This window comes from Pseudomonas sp. GW456-12-10-14-LB2 (assembly GCF_002884345.1).
Classification (GTDB): domain Bacteria; phylum Pseudomonadota; class Gammaproteobacteria; order Pseudomonadales; family Pseudomonadaceae; genus Aquipseudomonas; species Aquipseudomonas paraglycinae.
This window is the reverse complement of sequence record NZ_POHV01000015.1, coordinates 125,814-149,362: the sequence shown is the minus strand read 5'-3', so window position 1 is coordinate 149,362 and position 23,549 is coordinate 125,814. Positions and strand designations below refer to the sequence as shown.

General features: G+C 61.1%; 21 protein-coding genes. 7 read left to right on the top strand and 14 right to left on the bottom strand.

Annotated elements, in window-relative coordinates; translation table 11 throughout:
- Nucleotides 1-193: 193 nt before the first annotated feature.
- The gene (locus C1X29_RS13185) at nt 194-1,117 is read right to left on the bottom strand and encodes a LysR substrate-binding domain-containing protein (RefSeq protein WP_102717627.1); all 924 of its coding nucleotides are present in this window, start codon (nt 1,115-1,117) and stop codon (nt 194-196) included.
- A 118-nt stretch (nt 1,118-1,235) separates the two neighbouring features.
- Between C1X29_RS13185 and C1X29_RS13180 the strand changes: the two genes are divergently transcribed.
- The 6 genes from C1X29_RS13180 (at nt 1,236) to C1X29_RS13150 (ending at nt 8,348) form a co-directional block, all read left to right on the top strand.
- On the top strand, nt 1,236-1,700 hold the full coding sequence (locus C1X29_RS13180) for a (2Fe-2S)-binding protein (protein WP_102717626.1): 465 nt from the start codon (nt 1,236-1,238) through the stop codon (nt 1,698-1,700).
- Nucleotides 1,700-3,907, top strand: coding sequence for a xanthine dehydrogenase family protein molybdopterin-binding subunit (locus C1X29_RS13175; RefSeq protein WP_102717625.1), 2,208 nt, complete (start codon nt 1,700-1,702; stop codon nt 3,905-3,907). The genes C1X29_RS13180 and C1X29_RS13175 overlap by 1 nt, the downstream gene beginning before the upstream one ends.
- 6 nt (nt 3,908-3,913) lie before the next feature.
- Nucleotides 3,914-4,804, top strand: coding sequence for a LysR family transcriptional regulator (locus tag C1X29_RS13170; protein ID WP_102717624.1), 891 nt, complete (start codon nt 3,914-3,916; stop codon nt 4,802-4,804).
- Between the two features lie 77 nt (nt 4,805-4,881).
- Entirely contained in the window at nt 4,882-6,372 is a 1,491-nt protein-coding gene (locus C1X29_RS13165; RefSeq protein WP_085746091.1) for a helix-turn-helix transcriptional regulator, read from the top strand.
- Nucleotides 6,373-6,551: 179 nt separating this feature from the next.
- Complete coding sequence (locus C1X29_RS13160) at nt 6,552-6,794, top strand: DUF1652 domain-containing protein (protein ID WP_084776931.1); 243 nt, start codon at nt 6,552-6,554, stop codon at nt 6,792-6,794.
- A gap of 957 nt (nt 6,795-7,751) precedes the next feature.
- Nucleotides 7,752-8,348 carry a trimeric intracellular cation channel family protein gene (locus C1X29_RS13150; protein ID WP_254778409.1) on the top strand — a complete coding sequence of 199 codons (597 nt, stop codon included), beginning with the start codon at nt 7,752-7,754 and terminating at the stop codon, nt 8,346-8,348.
- Between the two features lie 45 nt (nt 8,349-8,393).
- Here the strand turns inward: C1X29_RS13150 and C1X29_RS13145 are convergent, their stop codons facing one another.
- Nucleotides 8,394-9,161, bottom strand: a complete 768-nt coding sequence (locus C1X29_RS13145) for an SDR family oxidoreductase (RefSeq protein ID WP_064380507.1) — start codon at nt 9,159-9,161, stop codon at nt 8,394-8,396.
- A gap of 38 nt (nt 9,162-9,199) precedes the next feature.
- The gene (locus tag C1X29_RS13140; RefSeq protein WP_102717622.1) at nt 9,200-10,267 is read right to left on the bottom strand and encodes a phosphotransferase family protein; all 1,068 of its coding nucleotides are present in this window, start codon (nt 10,265-10,267) and stop codon (nt 9,200-9,202) included.
- A gap of 190 nt (nt 10,268-10,457) precedes the next feature.
- Here C1X29_RS13140 and C1X29_RS13135 point away from each other — a divergent pair, with 190 nt between their 5' ends.
- The gene (locus C1X29_RS13135; protein WP_007958887.1) at nt 10,458-10,853 is read left to right on the top strand and encodes a DUF4280 domain-containing protein; all 396 of its coding nucleotides are present in this window, start codon (nt 10,458-10,460) and stop codon (nt 10,851-10,853) included.
- A 1-nt stretch (nt 10,854) separates the two neighbouring features.
- Here C1X29_RS13135 and C1X29_RS13130 read toward each other — a convergent pair whose 3' ends face one another.
- The 11 genes from C1X29_RS13130 to tssC all read right to left on the bottom strand — a co-directional run bounded on the left by C1X29_RS13130 (nt 10,855) and on the right by tssC (nt 23,532).
- A complete protein-coding gene (locus C1X29_RS13130; RefSeq protein WP_102717621.1) occupies nt 10,855-11,397 on the bottom strand; it encodes a toxin-antitoxin system YwqK family antitoxin in 543 nt (180 codons plus the stop codon).
- A gap of 12 nt (nt 11,398-11,409) precedes the next feature.
- Nucleotides 11,410-13,419, bottom strand: a complete 2,010-nt coding sequence (gene tssI / locus C1X29_RS13125) for a type VI secretion system tip protein VgrG (protein ID WP_102687016.1) — start codon at nt 13,417-13,419, stop codon at nt 11,410-11,412.
- Between the two features lie 15 nt (nt 13,420-13,434).
- Nucleotides 13,435-13,809 (bottom strand): hypothetical protein, encoded by a 375-nt coding sequence (locus C1X29_RS13120; RefSeq protein WP_007958880.1) that lies wholly within the window; start codon nt 13,807-13,809, stop codon nt 13,435-13,437.
- Between the two features lie 7 nt (nt 13,810-13,816).
- A complete protein-coding gene (locus tag C1X29_RS13115) occupies nt 13,817-14,443 on the bottom strand; it encodes a DNA/RNA non-specific endonuclease (RefSeq protein ID WP_102717620.1) in 627 nt (208 codons plus the stop codon).
- A 170-nt stretch (nt 14,444-14,613) separates the two neighbouring features.
- Nucleotides 14,614-15,660 (bottom strand): hypothetical protein, encoded by a 1,047-nt coding sequence (locus tag C1X29_RS13110; RefSeq protein ID WP_085746096.1) that lies wholly within the window; start codon nt 15,658-15,660, stop codon nt 14,614-14,616.
- Nucleotides 15,661-15,706: 46 nt separating this feature from the next.
- Nucleotides 15,707-18,247, bottom strand: a complete 2,541-nt coding sequence (gene tssH, locus C1X29_RS13105) for a type VI secretion system ATPase TssH (RefSeq protein ID WP_102717619.1) — start codon at nt 18,245-18,247, stop codon at nt 15,707-15,709.
- Nucleotide 18,248: 1 nt separating this feature from the next.
- Entirely contained in the window at nt 18,249-19,274 is a 1,026-nt protein-coding gene (gene tssG / locus C1X29_RS13100; RefSeq protein ID WP_102717618.1) for a type VI secretion system baseplate subunit TssG, read from the bottom strand.
- Complete coding sequence (gene tssF, locus C1X29_RS13095) at nt 19,238-21,031, bottom strand: type VI secretion system baseplate subunit TssF (protein ID WP_102717617.1); 1,794 nt, start codon at nt 21,029-21,031, stop codon at nt 19,238-19,240. Before tssF ends, tssG begins: the two co-directional genes overlap by 37 nt.
- Nucleotides 21,015-21,458 carry a type VI secretion system baseplate subunit TssE gene (tssE, locus tag C1X29_RS13090; protein ID WP_102717616.1) on the bottom strand — a complete coding sequence of 148 codons (444 nt, stop codon included), beginning with the start codon at nt 21,456-21,458 and terminating at the stop codon, nt 21,015-21,017. The genes tssF and tssE overlap by 17 nt, the downstream gene beginning before the upstream one ends.
- Nucleotides 21,459-21,473: 15 nt before the next feature.
- On the bottom strand, nt 21,474-21,971 hold the full coding sequence (locus tag C1X29_RS13085; RefSeq protein WP_007958866.1) for an Hcp family type VI secretion system effector: 498 nt from the start codon (nt 21,969-21,971) through the stop codon (nt 21,474-21,476).
- Between the two features lie 76 nt (nt 21,972-22,047).
- Nucleotides 22,048-23,532, bottom strand: coding sequence for a type VI secretion system contractile sheath large subunit (gene tssC, locus C1X29_RS13080; protein WP_007958864.1), 1,485 nt, complete (start codon nt 23,530-23,532; stop codon nt 22,048-22,050).
- Nucleotides 23,533-23,549: the final 17 nt, after the last annotated feature.

The window sequence follows — 23,549 nt, the reverse complement described above, 5'->3', positions numbered from 1 at the left end:
GTGGGGTGGTGATACTTCTGGGATATAGGGGAAGATCAAAAGCCTGCCCTCACCCTAGCCCTCTCCCGGAGGGAGAGGGGACTGACCGAGGTGTCTTGCGCTGTACATCGACCTGAAAGATCCAGTCGATTATGGATTCGGTAAAGCAGATTCAGGTCGGCGGACTTCTTGAGCATCCCCCGATCGGTCCCCTCTACCTCTGGGAGAGGGGTAGGGTGAGGGCAGCATTCTCAAGCGTACTCAGAGCCAACTGTTTGATGATCTCAACCACCGGCGCGACCCGCTCAGCCTGCCCATGCGGCCACACCGCATACAGGTTGTAATGCGCCGCAATCTGCGCCTCGTTCAACGCCACCAGCCGCCCGCTGCGCAACGCATCGGCAGCCAGTAATCCACGCACCAGCCCCGCACCAACACCCGCTTCAGCCGCCGCAATCAGATTCGCCGCATTATCGAAAATCACCCGCGCCGGCGGTTCGGTCGGTGTCATCCCCGCCGCATCCAGCCACGGAATCCACGACCTGCGCGTATACCCCAACAGTGGCAGTTCAAGAATCTGCGCCGGGCTCAGTGGCACCTGCAAACCCTGCCGCTCAAGCAACGCCGGAGACGCCACCGCCAACACCCGATCCCCGCAAATCTGGGTCATCTCGCAATCATCCCAATCGCCATAGCCATAGCGCAGCGACAGGTCCACCCGTTCGAACGTGCTGCGATCACTGCGCGGCATCGACAGGATTGTCACTTCGTAAGCCGGCAATCCGTCGAGCAATTGCGGCAGGCGTGGATTGAGCCAGCTCTGCGCCAGTTCGCTGTCCACATCCAGGGTCAGCCGCTGAGCCACGCTGCGGTTTTTCACCGAGGACAGCGCCCGGTCAATCTGCGCCAGGCCATCCGACAGCACGCTGGCAAACAGCTGCCCGGCGTCGGTCAGGTTGCTGCCGCCGCCTTCGCGCACGAACAGCGGCTGGCCAATGAAGTCTTCCAGGGCGCGGATCTGCTGGCTGATCGCGCTGTGGGTCAGGTCGAGCTTGCGTGCGGCACTGGAAAAACTGCCGCTGCGCGCTGCGTGAATGAACGCGCTCATGGACTGCACCGACGGGTATCGCTTGTACATGTTGTTAGTCCTGCTTACACCGGTTGGCAGAAATCGTCGCTGGCCGCGCGTTGCCGGGGGTTCCAATAATCGGTCACCAGGCCCGCACAAAGACGGGCCGCTCTTTTGGAGCCTGACAATGATTGCATTCACGGTTAACGGCGAACGACGCGAGCTGGATGAGGCGTCCCCCTCCATGCCCTTGTTATGGGTGTTGCGTGATCAGTTGAAACTCACCGGCACCAAGTTCGGTTGCGGCATGGGCCTGTGCGGTGCCTGTACCGTGCACCTGAACGGCGTCGCGGTGCGTTCCTGCCAGTTGCCGCTGGCCGCCGTCGCGGGCCACAGCATCACCACCATCGAGGGCCTGTCGCCCAGCGAAAACCATCCGCTGCAACTGGCCTGGGTCGCCGAAGATGTGCCGCAATGCGGCTACTGTCAATCCGGGCAGATCATGTCCGCCGCCGCGCTGCTCAACACCGGTGCACCGGTCAACGACGACTCGATCCGCAACGCCATGTCCGGGAATATCTGCCGCTGCGGCACTTACGGGCGGATCAACAAGGCGATCAAACGTGCGGCGAATACGCCGAAGGAGGCGTGATGAGCCTGATCGACGGCACGCTTCATGAACCCTCGCGCCGAGTGTTTCTCAAGCAGGCGGTAACGGTGGCGTCCGGTCTGGCGATTGCGCTGTACCTGCCTTCCGGTGCGGCGGCGACTGAAGCGAAAACCTCGGCCACTGAATTCGAACCTAACGCCTGGGTGCGCGTGCTGCCCGACGGCACGGTGAAACTGGTGGTGCACAAGCACGATTCCGGCACCGGCACCCAGACGGCGCTGGCCGCGTGCGTGGCCGAGGAACTGGACGTCAACCCGATGACCGTGCAGGTCATCACCCCGGAAGATCCGTTCTTCGACACCTACATTCATCCGGTCTGGAAAGTCTTCTCCACCGGCGGCAGCACCAGCGTTTCACTGGAATACGATCGCCTGCGCATGGCTGGCGCCACGGCGCGGGCGCTGCTGATCAGTGCGGCGGCGCAGCAGTGGAAAGTCAGCCCCGACAGTTGCTCTACCGAAGAAGGCCGGGTCGTGCATGCATCGAGCAAACGCAGCCTCGGCTACGGCGAACTGGCCGGCGCGGCGGCGCATCTGCCGGCCCCGGCCAACGTCATCCTGAAGGATCCGGCGCAGTTCAAGTACATCGGCAAACTGCGCCACAAACGCGATGCGGCGGCCAAGGTTTGCGGACGCTTCAAGTACAGCATCGACGTGCAGTTGCCGGGGATGCTGGTGGCGGTGATTCAACGCGCACCGGTAGTGGGCGCGAAGGTTGTCGTGGTGGATTCGGCGGCCGCGTTGCAGGTGCCGGGTGTGCGCAAGGTGATCGCGATTCCCGGTCGGCCGGACGTGCTCGGTGGCAACCTCGAAGGCGTCGCGGTACTGGCCGAAACGTTCTGGGCCGCGCAACAGGGACGCAAGTTGCTGGAGATCAAATGGAGCGATTCCCCGCTGGCCGGTTTCGACAGTGCCGAACTGGTCAAGGCACAGATCGCAGCGATCAGCGACCCGGCAACGCAAACCGTCAAAGCCATGGCCCAGGGCGATGTCGCCGGACAATGGCCGGGTGCGGCGAAGCTGCTCGAAGCCGATTACACGATGCCCTACAAGGTGCAGAACCCGCTGGAGCCGATCTGCATCACCGCGCAGCTCAAGGACAAGGCAATCACCTACTGGGGTGGCGTGCAGGTGCCGTCGTCGGCACTGGAAGCAGCGCAGACTGTGTGCGGCATCGGCAAGGACAAGGTCACCATCCATGAGCTGGTATCCGGCGGCAGCTTCGGTGCGCGGGAAGCCAAGTATTGGCTGTTCGAAGTGGCGTATCTGGCGCAGAAAACCGGTGTGCCGGTGAAACTGCTCAACAGCCGCGAAGACGAAATGCATGCGCTGTTCTATCACCCGGCCACGCTTCATCGGGCGAAAGGCGCACTGGATGCCCAGGGCAAACTCACCGCGCTGCAACTGCATGGAGTGTCTCCGGCCTCGCCGGAACAGTGGGAGCCGGGCTATTTCGAGCGTCCGGATCACATGGATTACAGCACCACCGAAGCGATCACCGCGTGGGACTTTGCCTACCGTCCGCCGCATCTGGAGCTGAACTGGGTCAGGCACGAAAGCAACGTGCCCAGCGGTTGGTATCGCTCGGTGAGCTTCATTCCCAACGTGTTCGCCGTGGAAAGCTTCATGGATGAACTGGCCCATGCGGCCGGTGAAGATCCGCTGGCGTTCCGGCTGGCCAACATGCAGGAGCGGCCACGGCATTTGGCGGTGCTGAAGCAGGCCGCTGAACGCGCCGGTTGGGGTCAGAAACTGCCGCCGGACACGGCGCTGGGGATCGCCACCAATCAGGGCTACACCAGTTTCATCGCCGTGGTGGCGCGGGTCGCGAAAGTGGACGACAAGGTGCGGGTCGAGAAGCTGACCTGTGTGGTCGATTGCGGTCTGGCGGTGTCGCCCGGCGGGGTCGAGGAGCAGATTTACGGCGGATTGATGTGGGGCCTCGGCCACGCGCTATTCGATCGTCTCGACATCCAGCAGGGCAGAGTGGTGCAGAGCAATTTCCACGATTATCGCGTCACCCGCATGTCGGACATGCCGCCGGTGGACATCCTCGTGCTCGACGGCCAGCCGGACAAACCGGGCGGCGTCGGGGAGCTGGGCAGCCCGTCGGTGGTTCCGGCGATTGCCAATGCGCTGTTCAGCCTGACCGGGGTGCGTCAGCGTTCCACGCCACTGAACCTGGGGTAAGTCGCCATGGACCTGCGTTTGCTGCGGTACTTCATGGCCCTGGCCGATGAGTTGCACTTCGGTCGCGCCGCCGAACGGCTGCACATCTGCCAGCCGCCGCTGAGCCAGCAGATCCGTTTGCTGGAGGAGGAGCTCGGCACGCCGCTGTTCGAGCGCAGCCATCATCGGGTCGAGCTGACAGCGGCGGGGCAGATGCTCAAGGAGCAGGCGCCGCTGGTGTTCGAGCAACTCGAACGGGCGCTGGATCTGACCCGCCAGACCGGGCGCGGGCAACTCGGCGAGCTGGAAATCGGCATGATCAGTTCGGTGATGGTCGGCGTGCTGCCCAAGGCGCTGCACCTGTTTCGCGAGCGCTACCCGCAGGTGACCTGGCGGCTGCATGAGATGACCCCGGCGGCGCAGGTCAAGGCGTTGAAGGAAAAGCGCATCGACGCCTGCGTGTTCCGCGTCGGTTATGACGACCCGCAATTGCGCAATGAATTGCTGATCCATGAACCGATCCATGTGGTGATGCCGCAGGATCACCCGCTGGCCCGACGCGAGGTGCTGGCGCCGGCTGATCTGGCGCAGGAGCCGTTTGTGGCGCTGGAATTGAAGCAGTCGCGGTTCGCCAATTTTCTCTATCAGTGCTGCATTCAGGCCGGGTTCACTCCGCAGATCCGCCAGCAGGTGATCGAGGTGCAGACCTTGCTCAGTCTGGTGCGCGCCGGGTTTGGCGTGGCGCTGTTACCCGCATCGATCGAGCAGTTGGCTCCCGCCGGGCTGGTGTTCCGGCGCCTGACCCCGGCGCTGCCGCAAGTGCCGTTGTACGCGACGTATCGGGCGGACGATGCCTCGCCGGTGCTCAAGCTGTTTCTCGATACGCTGCGCGAGCTGGTGGATCAATCATCGCGGTAATCAGGGGCAAAGTTGCCCGGCACGATCACAACCGCCTGCGGTCGTAAACTTCACATGCGCGAACTTGTGGAGAACCAATGAGCCGGGACGTCCTGACCACCGAAACCAATCGCCGTCAGTTGCAGCAGATCATTGCCGGGCTGTCCGACGGGGTGATTCTGCTGGAACTTGACCAGACGATTCTCTGGGCCAACGAAGCCGCGCTGGCGATGCATGGCGTCAGCCGGATCGGCGAGCTGGGCAACAACGCCGGGGAATACGTCGAGCGCTTCAACCTGCGGTATCGCAACAACCACACATTGACGCCGGAGCAATACCCGATCAGCCGTGTGGCGACCGGGGAAACGTTCAGTGATGTGCTGGTGGAGGTTTCCTCGCGCAGCGATGAAGAACGTACCTGGGTGCACAGCGTGCGCAGCATGGTGCTGACCGATCGCGACGGCGACATCGAGTCGCTGGTGCTGATCATGAGCGACGTCACCGACTGGGCCAACGCCGAGCAGCGCTTCGAAAAAACCTTCAACGCCAACCCGGCGCCGGCGGTGATCTGCCGCCTCAGCGATCTGCGTTACATCAAAGTCAATCCGGGTTTTCTGGAAATGACCGGCTACACCCGCGATCAGGTGATCGGCGTTTCGACCTATGAGCTGGATATTCTCGAACAGGCCGAGCGCAAGGACCTGGCGATCCAGCGCCTGCGCGATGTCGCGACGATCCCGCAGATGCAGGCCGAGCTGCGATTGCCAGACGGTGGCATTAAACAGGTGATCGTCGCGGGGCAGCCGCTAGTGCTCAATGACGAGGATTGCATGCTGTTCTCGTTCGTCGACATGGAGCTCAGGCATAAGGCCGAAGTCGCCCTGCGCCAGAGTGAAGAGCGGTTCGCCAAGGCCTTTCGCCTGACGCCGGTACCGATCCTGATTTGCAGCGCCGATGAGCAGCGGCTGATCGACGTCAATCAGGCCTTTCTCGATACCCTGGCTTACGAGAGCGACGACGTGCTCGGCAAGACCGTCGCGCAACTGGACTTCATCGATGAACCGGCGGAACGCGCCCGGTTACTGGCGGCACTGGAGAAAACCGGCCGCGTTGACCGCGTCGATATGCGGATCCGCAGGAAAGACGCCGAGCTGCTGGAGTGCGCGATGTCCGCCGACACCGTCAACATCCAAGACGCGGTGTGCTATCTGCTGGTGCTGATGGACATCACCGAGCGCAAGCGCACCGAGCTTGAGCTGGTGGCGGCGATTGAAGAGGTGATGAAGGATGCATCCTGGTTCAGTCGGACGTTGATCGAAAAGCTGGCCAATGTGAAGAAGGTCAACTCGCCGCAGCTGCCGAGCGTGTCGTTCACCGATCTGACGGCCCGGGAGCGTGATGTGTTGGCGCTGATCTGTGAGGGGCTGGCGGACAAGGAGATTGCTGCGCGGCTGAAGCTGGCGCCGAACACGGTGCGCAATCATGTGGCGACGGTGTATTCGAAGCTGGATGTGCACAGTCGCAGCGAGGCGATTGTCTGGGCTCGCGAGCGTGGGTTGTTTTCGGGGGGCGGTCGGGGGCAGCGGTAAGGTGCAAATGCACTAGTTCATGGGGTGCAAATTCGGGTGTTTGATCGGGCGGGGTGTTCTTAGTCTGTTGAGGTGCGATGCATTTTTTTGGTGATCGTGTCTTTTTGGAACCTGCTAATGGATCAGCCCTTTATGAATGTGTTGTCGGTTTTTGAGTCTTGTTGTGTGGAGCTGGCGCGATGATTTATCTGGCGCAGTTGCGGGCTCGGCTTGAGCGTAGTTTTTCGCCGTTGGCTTGTGAGTGTGTGGTGGATGGGGATCATTCGCTGACTGTGAAGCTTTATGAGCCGGTTTCGGGGCGGGTGGATCTGGTGATTAGTGGGTTGAGTCTTGGTGCCTTGCGAACTCCGGAGGCGGTGGATGCTTTGATTGGTGAGTTGCGGTATGAGCTTGAGAGTAATTCTTTGCGATCGCCCAGTTGAACTTGGCGGCCTTTGGGCCGACCAGGTTTTTGTTCGGTTTGGGTGAATATCCGGTTCTTCGGGTGCAGCCGCTGGCGGTTTCGCCCTTACGGCGAGTCACCTTTTCCAAACGCCGAAAAGGTAACCCAAAAGGCTTTACCCTGACGTTCGGCACCTCGCTTTGGCTCGGTGTGCCTTCGCTCCGGGATTGATCCGGGGGCATCGCCTACGGTTTGCTTCGCTGCACCTCCTCTCGATGTGTTTGGCTTCGCCAAACGGTCGCTGCGCTCCCACCCCCGGATCAATCCCTCCACTCAGCCTGCCGACGGGCCCTGCGATCAAAAGCGGTACTCGAGCTAACGCTCATCGTGGTGAGTGGTGAGGGGCGCGAAGCCGACTTGTGTGCTCTTCAAAGCTTGAGTTCGCCTCGATGGTTCAGGTCGATGTAACTCGAATGAACAACTCCGTAGGCTCCCTCTCCCTCCGGGAGAGGGCTGGGGTGAGGGCTGGCTCTTGAGGTTGTCCTCGATTTTTCGGAACCCACGATCCATTCTGTAAACCCACCCCAAAATCGACAGCCAATTCCCCCCAATCCCACCATTTCACTGGCACTCACCCCCCACTGGTCTATAAGGAATGAGTGGTTCGGTTTCCATAACCGGGCGTTGTCCTGCTCGGCGACGGGAGTTTTCTTCCATTCATCGCGGGTCATCCTATGAACAATCCTGGGAAACGCGTGTGTTTTTCGTTGTTGTCGGCTTTCGGTCTGGTGCTGCTCAGTGGTTGCGCCAGTCCTCCACCCCCTCCGCCGGCAGCACCGCCTCCGCCGCCTGAGCGGACTTGTCAGGTCATGGAAAATACCGAGGTCGCCGGTGATGCGTATGCCGACGGGCAAGTGACTCGACACATCACCAAGACCCGTTGCGTCACTCAATAAGCCGGGCGCCTGTGAAGGCGCGGGTCGAGTGGATTGTGCTGGTGGCCGATCTGGTCGGCACGGCGGTGTTTGCGGTTGAAGGCGCGATTGCGGCGATGCGCAGTCAGCTTGATCTGCTCGGGGTGATGGTGATTGCGTTCATCGTTGCGCTCGGTGGCGGGGTGACGCGTGATCTGTTGATCGGTGCGACGCCGCCCAAGGCTGTGGCGGACTGGCGCTATCCGGCGCTGGCGTTTGCCATGGGCGGGGTGGCATTTGTTTTTCATGAGCGGGTGCTGGGCTGGTCTGGTTCGACGCTGATCGTGCTGGATGCGGCGGGGCTGGCGTTGTTTGCGGTGGCCGGGGCGCAGAAGGCGTTGAATTTCGGGATCTCGCCGTTTGTGGCCATGCTGATGGGCACGATTACCGGGGTCGGCGGCGGGGTGCTGCGTGACATTGTGCTGGCGCGGGTGCCGGTGGTGTTGCAGGCGGATCTGTATGCCAGTTCGGCGTTTGTCGGTGCGGCGGTGTTGATTGTCGGGCGCAGGCTGGGTGTGCCGCCGGTGGCGGCTGCGTTGCTGGCGGGGGCGGCGTGTTTGTTGTTGCGGTTGTTGTCGGTGCATTTTGGCTGGCAGTTGCCGAAGGTGCTGGAGGCATGAAAAAGGCAGCCCTTGGGCTGCCTTTTGTTTTGCGTCAGAAGCGGATCAGGACAGGAAACCGCCGTCCACGTTCAGCGATACGCCGGTGGTGTAGCTCGAGGCATCGCTCGCCAGGTACAGCACGGCGCCGGCCATTTCGCTCGGGTCGGCTACGCGCTTGAGCGGGATCTGCGTCAGGGCCTGTTTCAGGATGGCGTCGTTCTTCACCAGGGCCGAGGCGAATTTGGTGTCGGTGAGGCCCGGCAGCAGGGCGTTGCAGCGGATGCCGAATTGCGCGCATTCCTTGGCGAAGACTTTGGTCATGTTGATCACGGCGGCTTTGGTCACCGAGTAGATGCCCTGGAAGATCCCCGGCGAAATGCCGTTGATCGACGCCACGTTGATGATGCTGCCGCCGCCGTTTTCGCGCATCAGTTTGCCGGCTTCCACCGACATGAAGAAGTAGCCGCGAATGTTCACGTCGACGGTTTTCTGGAAGGCGCCGAGGTCGGTGTCCAGCACGTTGCAGAACTGCGGGTTGGTCGCGGCGTTGTTGACCAGGATGTCCAGGCGCCCGAACTGTTCCTTGATCCCGGCGAAGACCTGGCTGATCTGTTCCATTTCGCCGATGTGGCAGGCGATCGCTGTGGCCTTGCCGCCGGCGGCGATGATGGCGTCGGCCACGTGCTGGCAGCCTTCGAGTTTGCGGCTCGAAACGATGACGTGGGCCCCTTGCTGGGCCAGCAGTTTGGCGATGGCTTCACCGATGCCACGGCTGGCGCCGGAGACGAAAGCGATCTTGCCGTCGAGGTCGAACAACTGAGTCTTGGACATGGGATTCCCTTGTAGTAAGCCTTGTTATAACGCCGTCATCAGAGGCTGGATTTGGCAATGACCTGCAGGCTCATCTGCTCCAGCAGTTTGTTCATGTGAATGAACTGCGCGAAGCGTTTGTCCTGGGTCTGGCCATGGAAGAAGCGGTAGTAGATCTGCTGCACGATGCCGGCCAGGCGGAACAGGCCGTAGGTGTAGTAGAAGTCGAAATTGTCGATCTGGATGCCCGAACGCTCGGCGTAGTAGTCGACGAATTCGCGGCGGGTCAGCATGCCCGGCGCGTGGCTTGGCTGGCGGCGCATCAGTTGCACCGGTGCCGGGTCGTCGGCCTGGATCCAGTAGGCGAGGGTGTTGCCCAGGTCCATCAGCGGATCGCCGAGGGTGGTCAGTTCCCAGTCGAGCACGCCGATGATCTGCATCGGGTTTTTCGGGTCGAGGATGACGTTGTCGAAGCGGTAGTCGTTGTGCACGATGCTGGAGGTCGGGTGATCGGCCGGCATCTTGTCGTTGAGCCAGGCTTTGACCTGTTCCCAGTGCGGTGCGTCCGGGGTCAGGGCTTTTTCGTAACGCTCGCTCCAGCCTTTGATCTGGCGGGCGACGTAGCCTTCCGGTTTGCCCAGATCGCCGAGGCCGCAGGCGTTGTAATCGACGCGGTGCAGTTCGACGAAACGGTCGATGAAGCTCTTGCACAGGGCTTCGGTTTTGGCCGGGTCGAGGCCCAGTTCCGGCGGCAGGTCCGAGCGCAGGATGATGCCCTTGACCCGTTCCATCACGTAGAACTCGGCGCCGATCACCGAATCGTCGGTGCAGTGCACGTAGGCTTTCGGGCAATACGGGAAGCCATCGCGCAACTGGTTGAGGATGCGGAATTCGCGGCCCATGTCGTGGGCGGACTTGGCTTTGTGGCCGAACGGCGGACGGCGCAGGACGAATTCCTGGTCCGGGTATTCCAGCAGGTAGGTCAGGTTCGACGCGCCGCCGGGAAACTGGCTGATCTGCGGCGTGCCGGTCAGGCCCGGAATGTGCGCCTTGAGGTACGGATCGATCAGGCTGGCATCGAGTTCTTCGCCAGAGCGGATACGGGTGGACTGGTCAGTAAGCGCCATGCTTATCCCTTCTGCTTATTTTGGAGGCCAGACATCATTGGCTAATCTAATGGCGCGCTCGGGTCGTCACAAGCGCGGTTCGGTCTTATAGGTTAGCGTGTTGGACGATAATCACCTTTGGGAATGTGCGCGCGGGGCCGCTGGCGACTAAGGTTTAGCGCGTATGCCTTGTTCACGAAGGAGCTTTGAAATGGGCTGCCCGCAAGTCTGTGCCAGCGCCACCCTGCAATGCAGTTTCGGTGCCGCACCGGCAGTGCTCAACGTGCTGCCGGTCAACCGCACGCTGACCGGCGGGATGCCGGCGGCGAACATCATGGATCACATTCCGCTGGTCAACGTCACCACGTTCGGCATGTGCATGAGCATGGCCAACCCGATGGTCGCCGCCGCCACGGCTGCAGCATTGGGTGTACTGACGCCGATGCCGTGCATTCCGGCGACCGCCACGCCGTGGATCCCCGGCGGTGCGCCGACCTTGCTGCTGGGCGGGATGCCGGCGATCGATGCCAACAGCACGTTGATGTGCAACTGGGCGGGGGTGATCAAGATCGTGATGCCGGGGCAGATGCAGATGCTGATTCCCTGAGTCAGGCCTGCGCCGGATCCGTCCATTTGCGAAACCACCAGCGCACCCGGGAAATCGGTTTGCCATCGGCATCCAGCGGCCGCCCGTCCTCGGCAAACCCTTGCTCCGGTTCCATCAACTGCCCATTCAGATAACGCGCATCCACCGCCGGCTTGCCGTTGGGATGAAAGCGCTGATAGCGCCCCTCACGCACGCCATCGCGATAGAACTCGGCCTCCGCCACTTGCCCGTCCGGAAAGTAATTGAACGCCTCGCCATGCAACAACCCGCGCCGATAGCTGGCCTTGCGCTGCAACCAGCCTTCGGGCGCATAGAAACTGGCGATACCTTGCAGCTTGTCACGCACAAACGGCATCTGCGCCGAAACCTTGCCATTGGGGTGATAGAGCAGGGACGTGCCCTGCAATTCGCCCTGGCTGTAATTCAGATCCGCCTGCGGGCGCCCGTCATCCTTGATGTTCAACGGGCCATCGAGTTGACCGTCCTGCAAACGCCCCTTGAGGTGTTTGTCATCCTGCTGCAGATCCAGTGGTGTGATCGCCATGGCTTCTCCTTGTCAGTTGACCTGCACCAGCCCGCCCTTGATGGTCAGCATGCCGCCGCCGTCCACGGTCTGTGAGGCAGCGCCCTTGTTGGTCAGGCTGATGCCGGCGTCGTTGGTCAGCGTGGTTCCGGCCTTGTTGTCCAGTGAAGTACCGGCCTGATTGGTCATGGCCGTGCCGGCCTTCTGGGTGATCGAAGTGCTGGCCGAAGTCGCCAGATCTGCACCGCTCTGGATCGTGAAACTGCCGCCGCTTTGCAGGGTGAGGGTGCCGCTGACCTTGATCGTCAGGTTGCCGTCCACCGTCAGGCTGTAGTCGCCGGTGACCTTATCGGTGTAATTGCCGCCGGTGCTGTGGTTCTGGTCGGCGCCGACCTTCACGGTGCGGCTGTCCTTCACATCGAGGCTGTCGCTGCCGGTCTGGATCGTCACGCTGCGTTTGCCTTTCTCCAGCGTCACGGTTTCGTCGCCTTCCTTGACCGTGCGGGTGCGGGCGTTCTGCACCGTGAGGGTTTCGTCGTGGCCGACGGTGGCGGTGGTGTCGTTGAGCACGTTGATCTTCAGATCTTTCTGCGCTTGCAGGAACACTTCTTCGGCGTCTTTCTTGTCCTCGAAACGCAGTTCGTTGAAACCACCGCCGCCCTTCGACGATTGGGTCTTGATCCCGGATTGGGTCTGGTTCGCCGGCAAGGCGTAGGGCAGGGCGTTGTCGCCGTTGTACACGCATCCGGTGACCAGCGGCCGATCCGGATCACCGTCGATGAAGGTCACGATGACTTCCTGACCGATCCGCGGCACGAACTGCATGCCGAAGCCCTTGCCGCTCCACGGCAGCACCACGCGCACCCAGCAGGAACTGGTTTCGTCATTCTTGCCGTCGCGATCCCACGGGAACTGCAACTTGATCCGGCCGTATTCGTCGGTCCAGATTTCCTCGCCGGACTTGCCGACTACGATGGCGGTCTGCGGGTGCATGCGCGGTTTGGGCGTGAGGCGTTGCGGACGAAACGGCGTGGCCTTGGGGATCGCCTCGAAGCGATTGCGATAGCTTTCGTGGCTGGCGTCATGGGTCACCCGAGTGACGACCCAGTCGATGTTCAGGCTCGCGTCTTCGTGGCCGTCGAGGGTGAACCAGTGGCCTGGAATCAGCCAGCGACAGTCGCTCTCGCCAACAAAGCGTTTCTCTTCACTGCGCAAACCGTCGACCCGCTGCTTGGTCAACGCATCGCCCCGAGCCTTGGCGTTGTAACCGCCGGGATGCTCATAGATCGAACGCGGCCCGGCCACGGCTTCGGCCTGGCCATAGAGTGAAGTGGTCGGCGTGGTGAACTCGTAATCCGTCGCCTTGTACACCCCGGCCACCGCTTGCAGACACACCTGGCCTGAGCGGATGCCGTGCAGCTCGCGCTCACCCAATTGCTGACCCAGATACTTGACCTTCGGCCCGTTGGGGATCTGTACGAAAGCATCGTTGCTATCACCCAGCACCAGCGTGTGCTTGCCGTCCTCGTGGGTGAAGAACCAGAAAATGCCTTCCTCCTCCAGCAGGCGCGAGACGAAGGCGAAATCGGTTTCGCCGTACTGCACGCAGTATTCACGTGGGGTGTAACTGCCGGTCAGTGAGAGTTTGAAATCGGTGAAACCGTGAGCTTTGAAGATTGTGGTGACGATGTCGGAGGTGGCGAGGTTCTGGAATACCCGGTTGTTGCTGGCCAGGGTCAACCACCAGAGCCACGGTCTTAAAACCAACTGATAGCGCTCGGCGGTGGCATCGGCAGGCAGTTGGCGAATTTCAGCGACCAAGGCATCGAACGGGCGCAATTGAGCGTCGTTGTGCAGGGTGGTGGTGACGTGGGTGGCAACGGCGCTGGTGAGGGTGAGCGAGGTACCGTCATTCAATCCGTTGAGGGTTTGAACGCCGAGGTTGTTCAGGGTTTCCTCACCGGAGAGCGACTCAGGGTAAAGCGCCGACAGCGAGGTGGCGGTGAGGGAGAGCGTAGTGTTGCTGTCGGTGGAGCGGGGCATCCGCATTGCCTCCGATCAAGAATTCGCAAAAACAAGTTGTGAGGATGCGATGCCATGTTGAACTTTGATGACCTGCATTGGCGTCCCGTGGGGGCAGCTCCATCCATTGAGTGAGTCAGATACTTTTTTCAAATATTTTTTCTTGACGCTGACAAACACCATGACCCGATCGCGGCTGTCCGTCTGTGCGCGGATCACACTGGAGGTAAATATCCAGGACTGAGTTTTTCGCTGTTCGGGTCTGGAACCAATGAGTGTTTGATAGACGGTTTCACGAACATTGAATCGGCCGATTTCATTGGTATTGCAGGCAGCGATCAGTGTGACCGCGCGCTCAGGAGGGCTCAGCCTTATCTCGTGTTCGAGTGTCGGGAAAATATCGAAGCTCATAGTCACCTCACGATGCCCAGCAGCCTTGGGCGACATGTTTCGGGCTACCTTCGTGAAACTTGTACACGCCGTTGAGAATATAGAGCGGTCCAGTGTTCCAGCCTTCACCGTGCTCCGTCAAAACCCGATATATCAATGGGTAATTCAACTTTCCAGGTGCTTCTGCGTAGAAAAAGTCGATTCGTAAAGATTCCGGGCAGGGAAGCGGGCAGTAAGGATTGTTGGCAGCCCCGGATGTCGAACCACCGGGTGCAACTTGCGCAACCAAGTAGCGCGTGGTGTCGTACTGTGCGGTGACTTGATACACAAACTCGATCCCGGGATTCTTCTTCACGTACTCGTAAACCATGGCTTCGTACTCATACATGATTGGATGGTTGCTACCTTCGGTCAGTGTTACCAGATTCCGAAGATCGGTTCCGCTGCCGCCCAGCTTGTTTCCAATCAGATGCCCTCGTTGATGATGTTCCGGGCAAGTACCGGACACGAATCCCGGTGGTCGCAAGGACTGATCCGGACCCGAGCCGCCGGTCATGTTGGTCGATGTCAAAGTTGCCTTTGCATAAAGAGGCACCGTGACGTTGCTACCGTTTACGTTGACAGTGGTGGATTTGTATTCCGGATTCAATGGCATTGGCGTTAGTCCCGTTAAAGGCCTGCAATCTTGAAAATTTACCAATAGGCTTGCTGCTCTCCTGAAGGGGACGGATTTATTTGTTTCGCATAAATAAATCTGTCCCCTTAAATCCCCTAAATTCCCTGAACGTAGACGTTGGCGACTCTGTTGTGATGGGCTGACCAGCCTCAAGTGAATTCCATGAGTTCTTCTTCTGCGCTTGTCGTGACCTTGCCGGCACCTTCATACACCGTTTTGAAAACAGTGAAGTCAGTCGAGGAAAAAACGTGGGGGGAGAACTTTGGCGCCGCCCAATTGGTAGGTGATTGTCGTTGTGGCCGCAAATTACCGAATTCAGCTTCGTTTGGAAAAGAAGGATCAATCTGGTTCGCCGACAGCGTTTTAACCTTGCTGAACCAGGCACTGCACTTTGCGCATGCGGCTTTTTTACCGCCCAGATTTCCCTTGATAACGGGTTTGAAGCCACTGCCGATAATCAAAGCTCGCATCAGCGAAATTTCCGCATGGTAGCCATCATTCTCTACATATTGCAGGGCATGCGGTGTTGGAGGAGTGTTGGTTATTTTTGTTATCGGGCTCAGCACCACCGTACGTGGCAATGGTTTCTGCTCTTTGAATGCCTTGACCAAATTCAATAGGTTATTGAGTTGTTTGGTGTTGAGGCGGGGGTTGTAGGTCAATTCAAGAATTTTTTCGGCGACCTTTGCCTTTTCCTCCGCGGTCTTGCTGGGCATGTTGGTAACGTAAAGTTTGGTGTCAGGAATGATCGGCGCGCGATCGAGAAACTTCCATCTGACCAGTTTGGAGTTTTCGTCTGTCGCCCAATTGCCATTTTTATTACCAACCTGATTGCTCTTCAGCCAGCTTTCCTGCAACTCGTATTCCGGGATGTTCTGATTGATCACTCGGTCCGTTTCCGAGAACAACACATGGAGAATTCTGGCCGCTTCCATGAGTGCATTACTACCACCGGGGTGTATGGCGGTTAGAAGCACCTCACAGGCGGCAATCAATGACTCGCCATTTTTGTTCGCTGCAACATAAATGGTACTTTCACCAGGGTGAGTGTAGGCCTGTACCTCTTCCGGGCTCTTGGTGGTGACATGCTGCCCGATGACACCCAGCACAACACTGAGGATGCAGAGATGGTTGGGATTGTGCGGTGACAAAACGTTGATAACAGGTCTCTGTTGAGGCGCGCTGGGTAACGGCATTCCATTAACTCCTGTATTTTTTTAGCTTTCAATGACAGTACGTCATTTACTCCAACACCCACTCCGCCAATTTCCCTGTCACCTGCGTCATCAGCACGTTCTCGACATCCCGCGCGCCTGCCGCACTGCATTTGGCGAGCACCGCTTTCACAATTCCCGAATCGAACTCGAACTGCTTGCCCGTCGCAGCCTTGTAACGGCCGCGCAATTTCTCCAGCTTCGCCAACACAATCCCTTCCAGCGTCTGCTCATCCAGCGGCCGATACGCGACCACCGTCATGCGTGCCAGAAACGCCGGGCGGAAGGCTTGCAGGAGGACTTTGTGCAGTGCTTCGTTGAAGGCTTCCGAGCCGAGTTGTGCAGTCGGTGTATCGAGCAGCAACTCGGCGCCGACATTGCTGGTGGCGAGCATCACGGTGTTCTTGAAGTCCACCACCAACCCCGTCCCGTCTTCCATCAAGCCCTTGTCGAACACGTTGTAAAACGCTTCCAGCACATCCGGATGCGCCTTTTCGATTTCATCCAGCAACACCACCGAATACGGTTTGCGCCGCACGGCTTCGGTCAGCACGCCGCCGCTGCCGTAACCGACATAGCCGGGTGGTGCGCCCTTGAGCTGGCTGACGGTGTGGGCTTCCTGATATTCCGAGAGATTGATGCTGATCAGGTTGCGTTCGCCGCCGTACAAGGCATCGGCCAGCGCATACGCGGTTTCGGTTTTGCCAACGCCCGTGGGGCCGACCAGCAGAAACACGCCAACCGGTTTTTGCGGATCGGTGAGACCCGCACGATAGGCCTGCAATCGTTGGGCGATGGTGTTGAGCGCAGTGCTCTGGCCCATCACTCGCAGGCCCATGCGTGTGCCGAGGGTGCGCACGGCGTGGGCTTCGTCGGCGAGCATTTTGCCGACGGGGATGCCGGTCCAGCCGGCGATCACGGCGGCGACGGTTTTGCCGTCGACCTGTTCGGGCACCAGCGGATCGTCCTGGCGAATCGCATCGAGCCCGGCTTCCAGGCGCAGCAGTTCGGCGGCGAGGTGATCGATGCGGCTGTCGGTGGCTTCATCCGGTTTGTCGCTGTCGGCGCGTTCACTGAGGTCAAGTAATTCGCGGCGAGTGTCGAGCAGTTCACGCACCGCCACGCGCTCTTCACTCCAGCGGGTTTCAAGTTCGCGGATGGCCTGGACGTTGGTCTTCGATTCGCTTTCCAGCAGGGTGATGCGCTCGCGGTGATCAAGCCCCGTGGCCTGTTCCCGGCGCAGGCGTTCAACTTCTTCTTTGAGGCTTTGCTGACGGTGGCGCAGGCTCTCCAGCGGTGGCGGCACGTCGTGCTGGCCGAGGGCGACCCGGGCGCAGGCGGTGTCGAGGACGCTGATGGCCTTGTCCGGCAACTGGCGGCCGGAGATGTAGCGGTGCGAGAGTTTCACCGCTTCGTGGATCGCGGCATCCAGCACTTGCACGCCGTGATGCTGTTCGAGTTTGGCGGCGACGCCACGTAGCATTTCCACGGCGGTGGTTTCGTCCGGCTCTTCCACCTGCACCAGTTGGAAGCGGCGGGCGAGGGCCGGATCTTTCTCGAAATATTTTTTGTATTCCATCCAGGTCGTCGCGGCCAGCGTGCGCAACTCTCCTCGGGCCAGCGCGGGTTTGAGCAAGTTGGCCGCGTCGCTGCCACCCTCGGCACCGCCAGCGCCGATCAGCGTGTGGGCCTCGTCGATGAACAGGATGATCGGCTTGTCGGCGCTGCGAACCGCGTCAATCACACCTTTGAGCCGCTGTTCGAATTCGCCTTTGACCCCGGCCCCGGCCTGGAGCAAACCAAGGTCGAGCACCCGCAAACTGACTTCCTGCAACGACGGCGGCACATCCCCGGCGGCGATGCGCAGTGCCAGGCCTTCGACCACGGCAGTTTTGCCGACTCCGGGTGCGCCGACCAGAATCGGGTTGTTCTGCCGGCGTCTCAGAAGAATGTCGACGCACTGGCGGATTTCGCCATCGCGACCGACGATCGGGTCGATGCGCCCGGCATGGGCGTCGGCGGTCAGATCCTGGGTGTATTGATCGAGCACCGAGTCTTGCCGTGGCGTTGGACTCCCCGAAGACACAGAGCGCGGGCCTACGTGCTCACGGGAGTTTGCCGTCCATTCCAGCAGGTTTGCGCGCAGCGCTTCTTTCGGAATTCGCAGCAATGACGACGCGCTGTTGAGCAGCAGGCTGCGGCGTTCGTCGCGATCGATCAGCGCCAGCAACAGCAAGCCGGAACGAATGCTGTCGATGCCCAATACACTGGCCTGCACCACCGCGTCTTCCAGCAATCCCAGCGTGTGCGAAGACAGCGCAGGCGTGCGGGTGCTGCCAGACTTGAACAGGTCCAGCGCCTTGTTGATCTCCGCCGTCAGCGCATCACGCTCCAGCCCGAAGCGCGGCAGCAGGAAAGCAAAATCGCCGCCCTCGATATCGAGTAGTTCCAACAACAGATGCTCGATCTCGACAAAGTGATGCCCGCGCTGCAAACACCGTTGCGCGGCACGTTCGAGGGCGCGGCGGTTGTCCGGGTTGAGGCGTCCGATCAGGCTGGCCAGTTCCATTTCAGGTAATCTCCAGCTGACGCAGGCGGGTTTCGATCCGTTGCACGGCGAGGCTGGTCTGGCGTTGCAGGCCACCGTTCCAGCTCAGCAGGGCCGGGGTTTGTCGGCCGAGTTGCAGCGGCCCCGCACCGCGTACCAGCAGCACCAGTTTCACGTCCAGATCCGGGCCGAAATACAGCGCAGCTAGGCTGGCCAGTGCCGGATGCGCTTCGCCTTCCGGCAGGAATCGCGCGGCCTGCGTCGATGGCAGCGGCCCCAGCGTCAGACGAATTCCGGCATGTTCATCCCAGACCCGAGTACCGGCGACAGCACTGCGGCCGAGCTGCAGATTGCGTCCGCCGGCCTTCATGACGCTGCGGCTGGCACGTGGAATCTCACGCCACGCCCCCTCGTAAGCGCTCAGTTCCACCGCCACGGAAAACTGCTCACGGACAATCGCCGCAAACCCCGCCAATGACCGGCGGCCATCGGCGTACAACGCGGTGCAGGCCAGAACGGCGCAGTCGGGAATCGCCTGGCGTTCCTGCAAGGATTTTGGCAGCAAACCGGTCAGCGCCCGCAATTGCGCCTGCACGGGCGAGGCGCCGGGCGTGGTGAAACCGAGGGCGATCCGGTGTTTGCGCATCACCTTGTACAGCAGGCTCAGCAGCCGATGCTGGAACAGGTCGAGGAACTCGGCGGGCGCATGATCCTTGGCTCGCGCACGTTGTTGCAGCCATTCCTGATAGGCGTAAGGCAGCGGGCCATCGGGGCCGCCGAGGCCGAACATCGGCGAGTTCAGGGTCAGCGGTTCACCGGGGTTTTCTTCCAGGCTTTCGATCTGGCTGGCGGCGAACAACGGCGTCAGCGGCCCGCGCAATTTCAGCACTTCGGCCTGTGGCGATGTACCCGAACCAAGGGCGTCGGCCTGGGGCTGTTCGCGCTCCAGCAACAGCAACGCCTGCAACCATTCGAACGCCTGTGGATCACGGCGCAGGCGCTGGCTAAGGGTCAGAGCGACAGGGGCATGCCGGCTTGGGGTTGCCATGCCTTGACCTCCTTGTCTGCCTGCATGAGCACCGTGCGCACAAAGCGATTGGCCGTGGCGTACACCGAAAAGAATTGCGCGAGCACCGCTGAAAACAACACCGCGCTGCTGCCGACGAAATGCTGTGGATCAAGCTGCAATTGCACTTCAAGCCCGTTGCGCCAGCCGCGCCAGGCGTCGGCGCCGACATGGCCGATTACTCGTTCGCAACCGAGACTCAGCAGACCTTCAATCTGGCGCAGGGCGCTGGCTTCATCGCGCAGGTTGTGCAGGGTCAGGATTTCCTTCAGCGCATCCAGTGCCTGCGGCCCTTCGACCAGCGACAGATGATTGAGGGTCAGTTGCGAGACCAGCCGCCAGCGCGAATCACCGTCCAGACGCGGCAGGCTCTGCGGGCTCGGGGGATTGCGCAGGCGTGCCCACGCCACCGGGCCCGGCCGTTCGAAACCCAGCGGTGTACCGGCGGGCAGGCTCTGGGCCAGATGCCGATTGGTGCAGAGCAGTTCGGCGGTCAGGCTGTAATCGGGCAGATCGGTCTGCGGTTCGAAACGGGTGTCGACGACGCTGACCAACAGATCGCTGCCGAGCCGGTTCGGCGTCTGCCCGTTGACCCGCCGCGCATGCCAGTAACGTTGCCGGTCACCGCTGCTGTGCTGGCTGCCGAAATACGCCGGCAGCCGCTGCACACCGCTGGCGGAGCTGGCGCGCACGCTGCGGATGCTGTGGATCTCGACGCTGTTTTCCCGGTGGCTGTCGGCGATCAGTCGATACTCACTGCGGGTGCCGTCCGGGCGCAGCGGCTCCGAAGTGCGCGGGAACAGGTTGATCACCGGCGCGCAGCCCAGCGCTATATCGCTGGCCTGCAAGTGCAATCGGCCGGCCGGGGCCCGGTCAAAAACGATGTACAGATACAGCGTCTGGCTGTCACTCGAAACGCCAGACAGTGGCAGATCAAAGAAGTGGAATTTGTCCGGGAACGCGAAGTACTCGGCCAGCAGGCGCATACCTGGATGCACGCCGTCTTCGTCCGGCAGCAGCACTTCGTCGTCGGCGAAACCGATGATCTTCGGCAGGCCTTTCACGCGGGCGGGAATGCTCCCCGGCGAGCCGGCCAGCACCTGCACCGCGTGGGCGCCGAGCAGGTCATAGAGGCTGGCGTTGACGACCGGTGACGCGGCCAGGTGAATGCGCAATTGTTCGATGCCAAGTTCCGACCACTGGCTGTCGCCGAGGCAATGCAGGCTCAGACGCAACGCCGAACGGGACTGCGCAACGCCAGTTAGCGCCTGCGCCTCATCGCTGCCCAGCAACAAGGCTTCGCTGATTTCTATCGGCCACAACCGCACGGCAGCACTGGTGCGAAAGTGAATGCTTTCGCCCTTGCTGGTGGTGACGAACAGCGGCGTGTCCCGGGGCAGGGGATAGCCGCCGTCGAGGTTGCCTTTGCTCGGGTCCGGTTCGAACTGGACGATCGCGCACGACGGCAACGGGCGCATGGCCAGGGGATAAAGCTGTTCGAGCAGCGCGTCGCTGAATTCGGCGTAGTCGTCATCCAGCCGCCGTTGCAGGCGTGCGGCGAGCAGGGCGAAACCTTCCAGCAATCGTTCGACGTGCGGATCGGGGCATTCGCCGGGGGACAGTTCCAGCCGTCGTGCGACTTTCGGATAGCGTTCGGCAAACTGTCCGCCGGCATGTCGCAGCCAGGTCAGTTCGCGCTGGTAGTAGTCGAGCAATTGCGGGTCAATCGAGTCGCTCATGGCGCACCTCCAGCCCTTCGTTGCCGGGCTCGATGACAAATGCCACCGGCCAGTGCTGCGAGCCGCTGCGCAATTCACCGGTCAGGCGAATGCTCAAACGCTGCGGGTGCTCGGGCAGGGGATTGACCTGAACCTCGCCGAGCAGCAGGCGTGGTTCGAAATGGGTGATGGCTTCGCGAATGTCCCGCGCCAGACGACGCCGGTCATCGCTGCGTTGTTGTTGCAGGGCGCTCCAGTCGGCGATGCCGTAATCGATGACGCTGGGCGGGGAGGTGAGGGGGCGCGGGCCACGGCGGGTGTTGAACAGGCGCCCGAGCTCGGCGTGCACCGAGTCGAGCAAATCCTGCCGATCGAACTCCCGCGCCTCGTCGTCCTCGCTCGAGGCGAGGCGTTCGAACAGCGGTGGAAGGAAGCCGGTGCCTGCCATGGCCGCGCCGCCGGGTTAGCTGACGAGCTTGTTGGCGGCCATGTCCCAGGTCGAGGCCGCTGTGCCTTCCTTGGTGCCGTCGTCTTTCTGCGCGGTGAGTTCCCATTTGATCTTGGTGAAGTTCAGGGACAGGGTTTCCACCGGTTTGCCGCCGGTACCGCCACTGACGCTGACGTTGGAAATCACCACGTTGGTCAGGGTGTAGATGATGAACGGCAGCAGTTGCCCGCTGCCTTCGGCGGCGTTACGGCCGATGGTGATCTTGGCTTCCGGGATCGGCTTGCCGGCGCAGCAGTATTCGTTGAGGGACGGTGTGGAGGTGTCGACGAATTTGGTCAGGGTGAACTCGCCGACGTGAGGCTTGCCGGAGGTGCGCTCCGAGTTGCTGACGTCGTTGGTGACTTGCATCGCCACGTTGTGGCTGTAGGACATGACTTCGATCTTGTCAGCGTAACCCTCGAGCAGGCTGTCGCCTTTGATGTCGCCGCCGAGGTCGAGAATGATTGCATCCATCGCTTGAAACTCCTGAAAGGTGTCGTGCCAGGCAAACAGGGGCGCGCCCGCAGGAAATCCTGCGGGCGCAGGCAGGTCAGGCGGCTACCGGTGGCGGCAGGGTCGCGACCAGGCGGATCGACGCGGTCAGCTCTTCGAGCTGGAAGTGCGGCCGCAGGAATACCGTCGCGCGATAGGCACCAGGCTTGCCGGCGACTTCGGTGACGTCCACCCGCGCTTCACGCAACGGGTACTGCGCCTTGATTTCCTGCGGTGCGTTGTCGTTGATCAGCACGTAGTCGGCGATCCAGTTGTTGAGGTAGGTCTGCACGTTGTCGCGGGTCATGAAGCTGCCGACCTTGTCGCGCATGATCACCTTCAGGTAATGGGCGAAACGCGAGGCCGCAAGCACGTACGGCAACATCGCCGAGATCCGTGCGTTGGCGTTGGCCTCGTTGGTGTTGTAGACCTTGGATTTGTTGGTGGTCTGGCCGCCGAAGAACACCGCGACGTCGCTGTTCTTCTTGTGGCACAGGGCGATGAAGCCGAGGTCGTTGAGTTCCTTCTCGCGGCGGTCGGTGATCGCCACTTCGGTCGGGCATTTCAGCGACAGATCACCGGAGCTGGTGCGGAAGGTGTGCGCCGGCAGACCTTCAACCGCGCCGCCGCCTTCAGCGCCACGGATCGCCGCGCACCAGCCGTATTTGGCAAATGCTTCGGTGATACGTTGCGACAGCGCCCACGCGGCGTTGCCCCACAGGTATTTGCTGTGGTCGGTGCCGTTGGTGTCCTCGACGTAGTTGATGCCTTCCACTGGCGAAGTGTCCGGGCCGTAAGGCAGGCGCAGCAGGAAGTGCGGCAGCACCAGGGAGACGTAACGCGAGTCTTCGCTTTCGCGGAACGAGCGCCACTTGATCAGCTCCTGGCTCTCGAACACTTTCGACAGGTCACGCGGCACCGCCAGTTCGGTGAAGCTGTTCATGTCGAACAGGCGCGGGCTGGCGGCGGCAATGAACGGCGCGTGGGCAGCGGCGGCGACGTTCGACAGTTTCTCCAGCAGGCCGATGTCCTGCGGGTGCCGGCCGAAGGTGTAGTCACCTACCAGCAGGCTGAACGGATGGCCACCGAAGGTGCCGTATTCCTCTTCGTAGATCTTTTTGAATAGCGCGCTCTGGTCGAATTCGACGGCTTTTTCCAGATCGTTCTGCAGCTCTTTCTGGGTCACGTTGAGCAGGCGCAGTTTCAGCCGGGTGCTGGTTTCGGTGTTCTGCACCAGCATGTGCAGGCCACGCCAGGACGCTTCGAGTTTTTGCAGATCCGGGTGGTGCAGCACTTCGTTGAGCTGGGCGCTGATCAGCTCGTCGATCTGGCTGATGCGGTCGTTGATCATCGCCACAGTGTCCTTGTCGATGGCCATGCCTTCGTCGAGCACCTGGGTGGCGAATTCCGCGAGCATGTCGCGGGCGTAATCCTGCTGACTGTCGTCATGGGCCATGCGGCCCTCGGCGATGATTCGATCGAGCAGGGATAAAGTCTCGGCGGCAGCATTTTCGCTGGCTTGATTCTGGGCGGCGGCGGGCATGGCGAATTCTTCCTCGG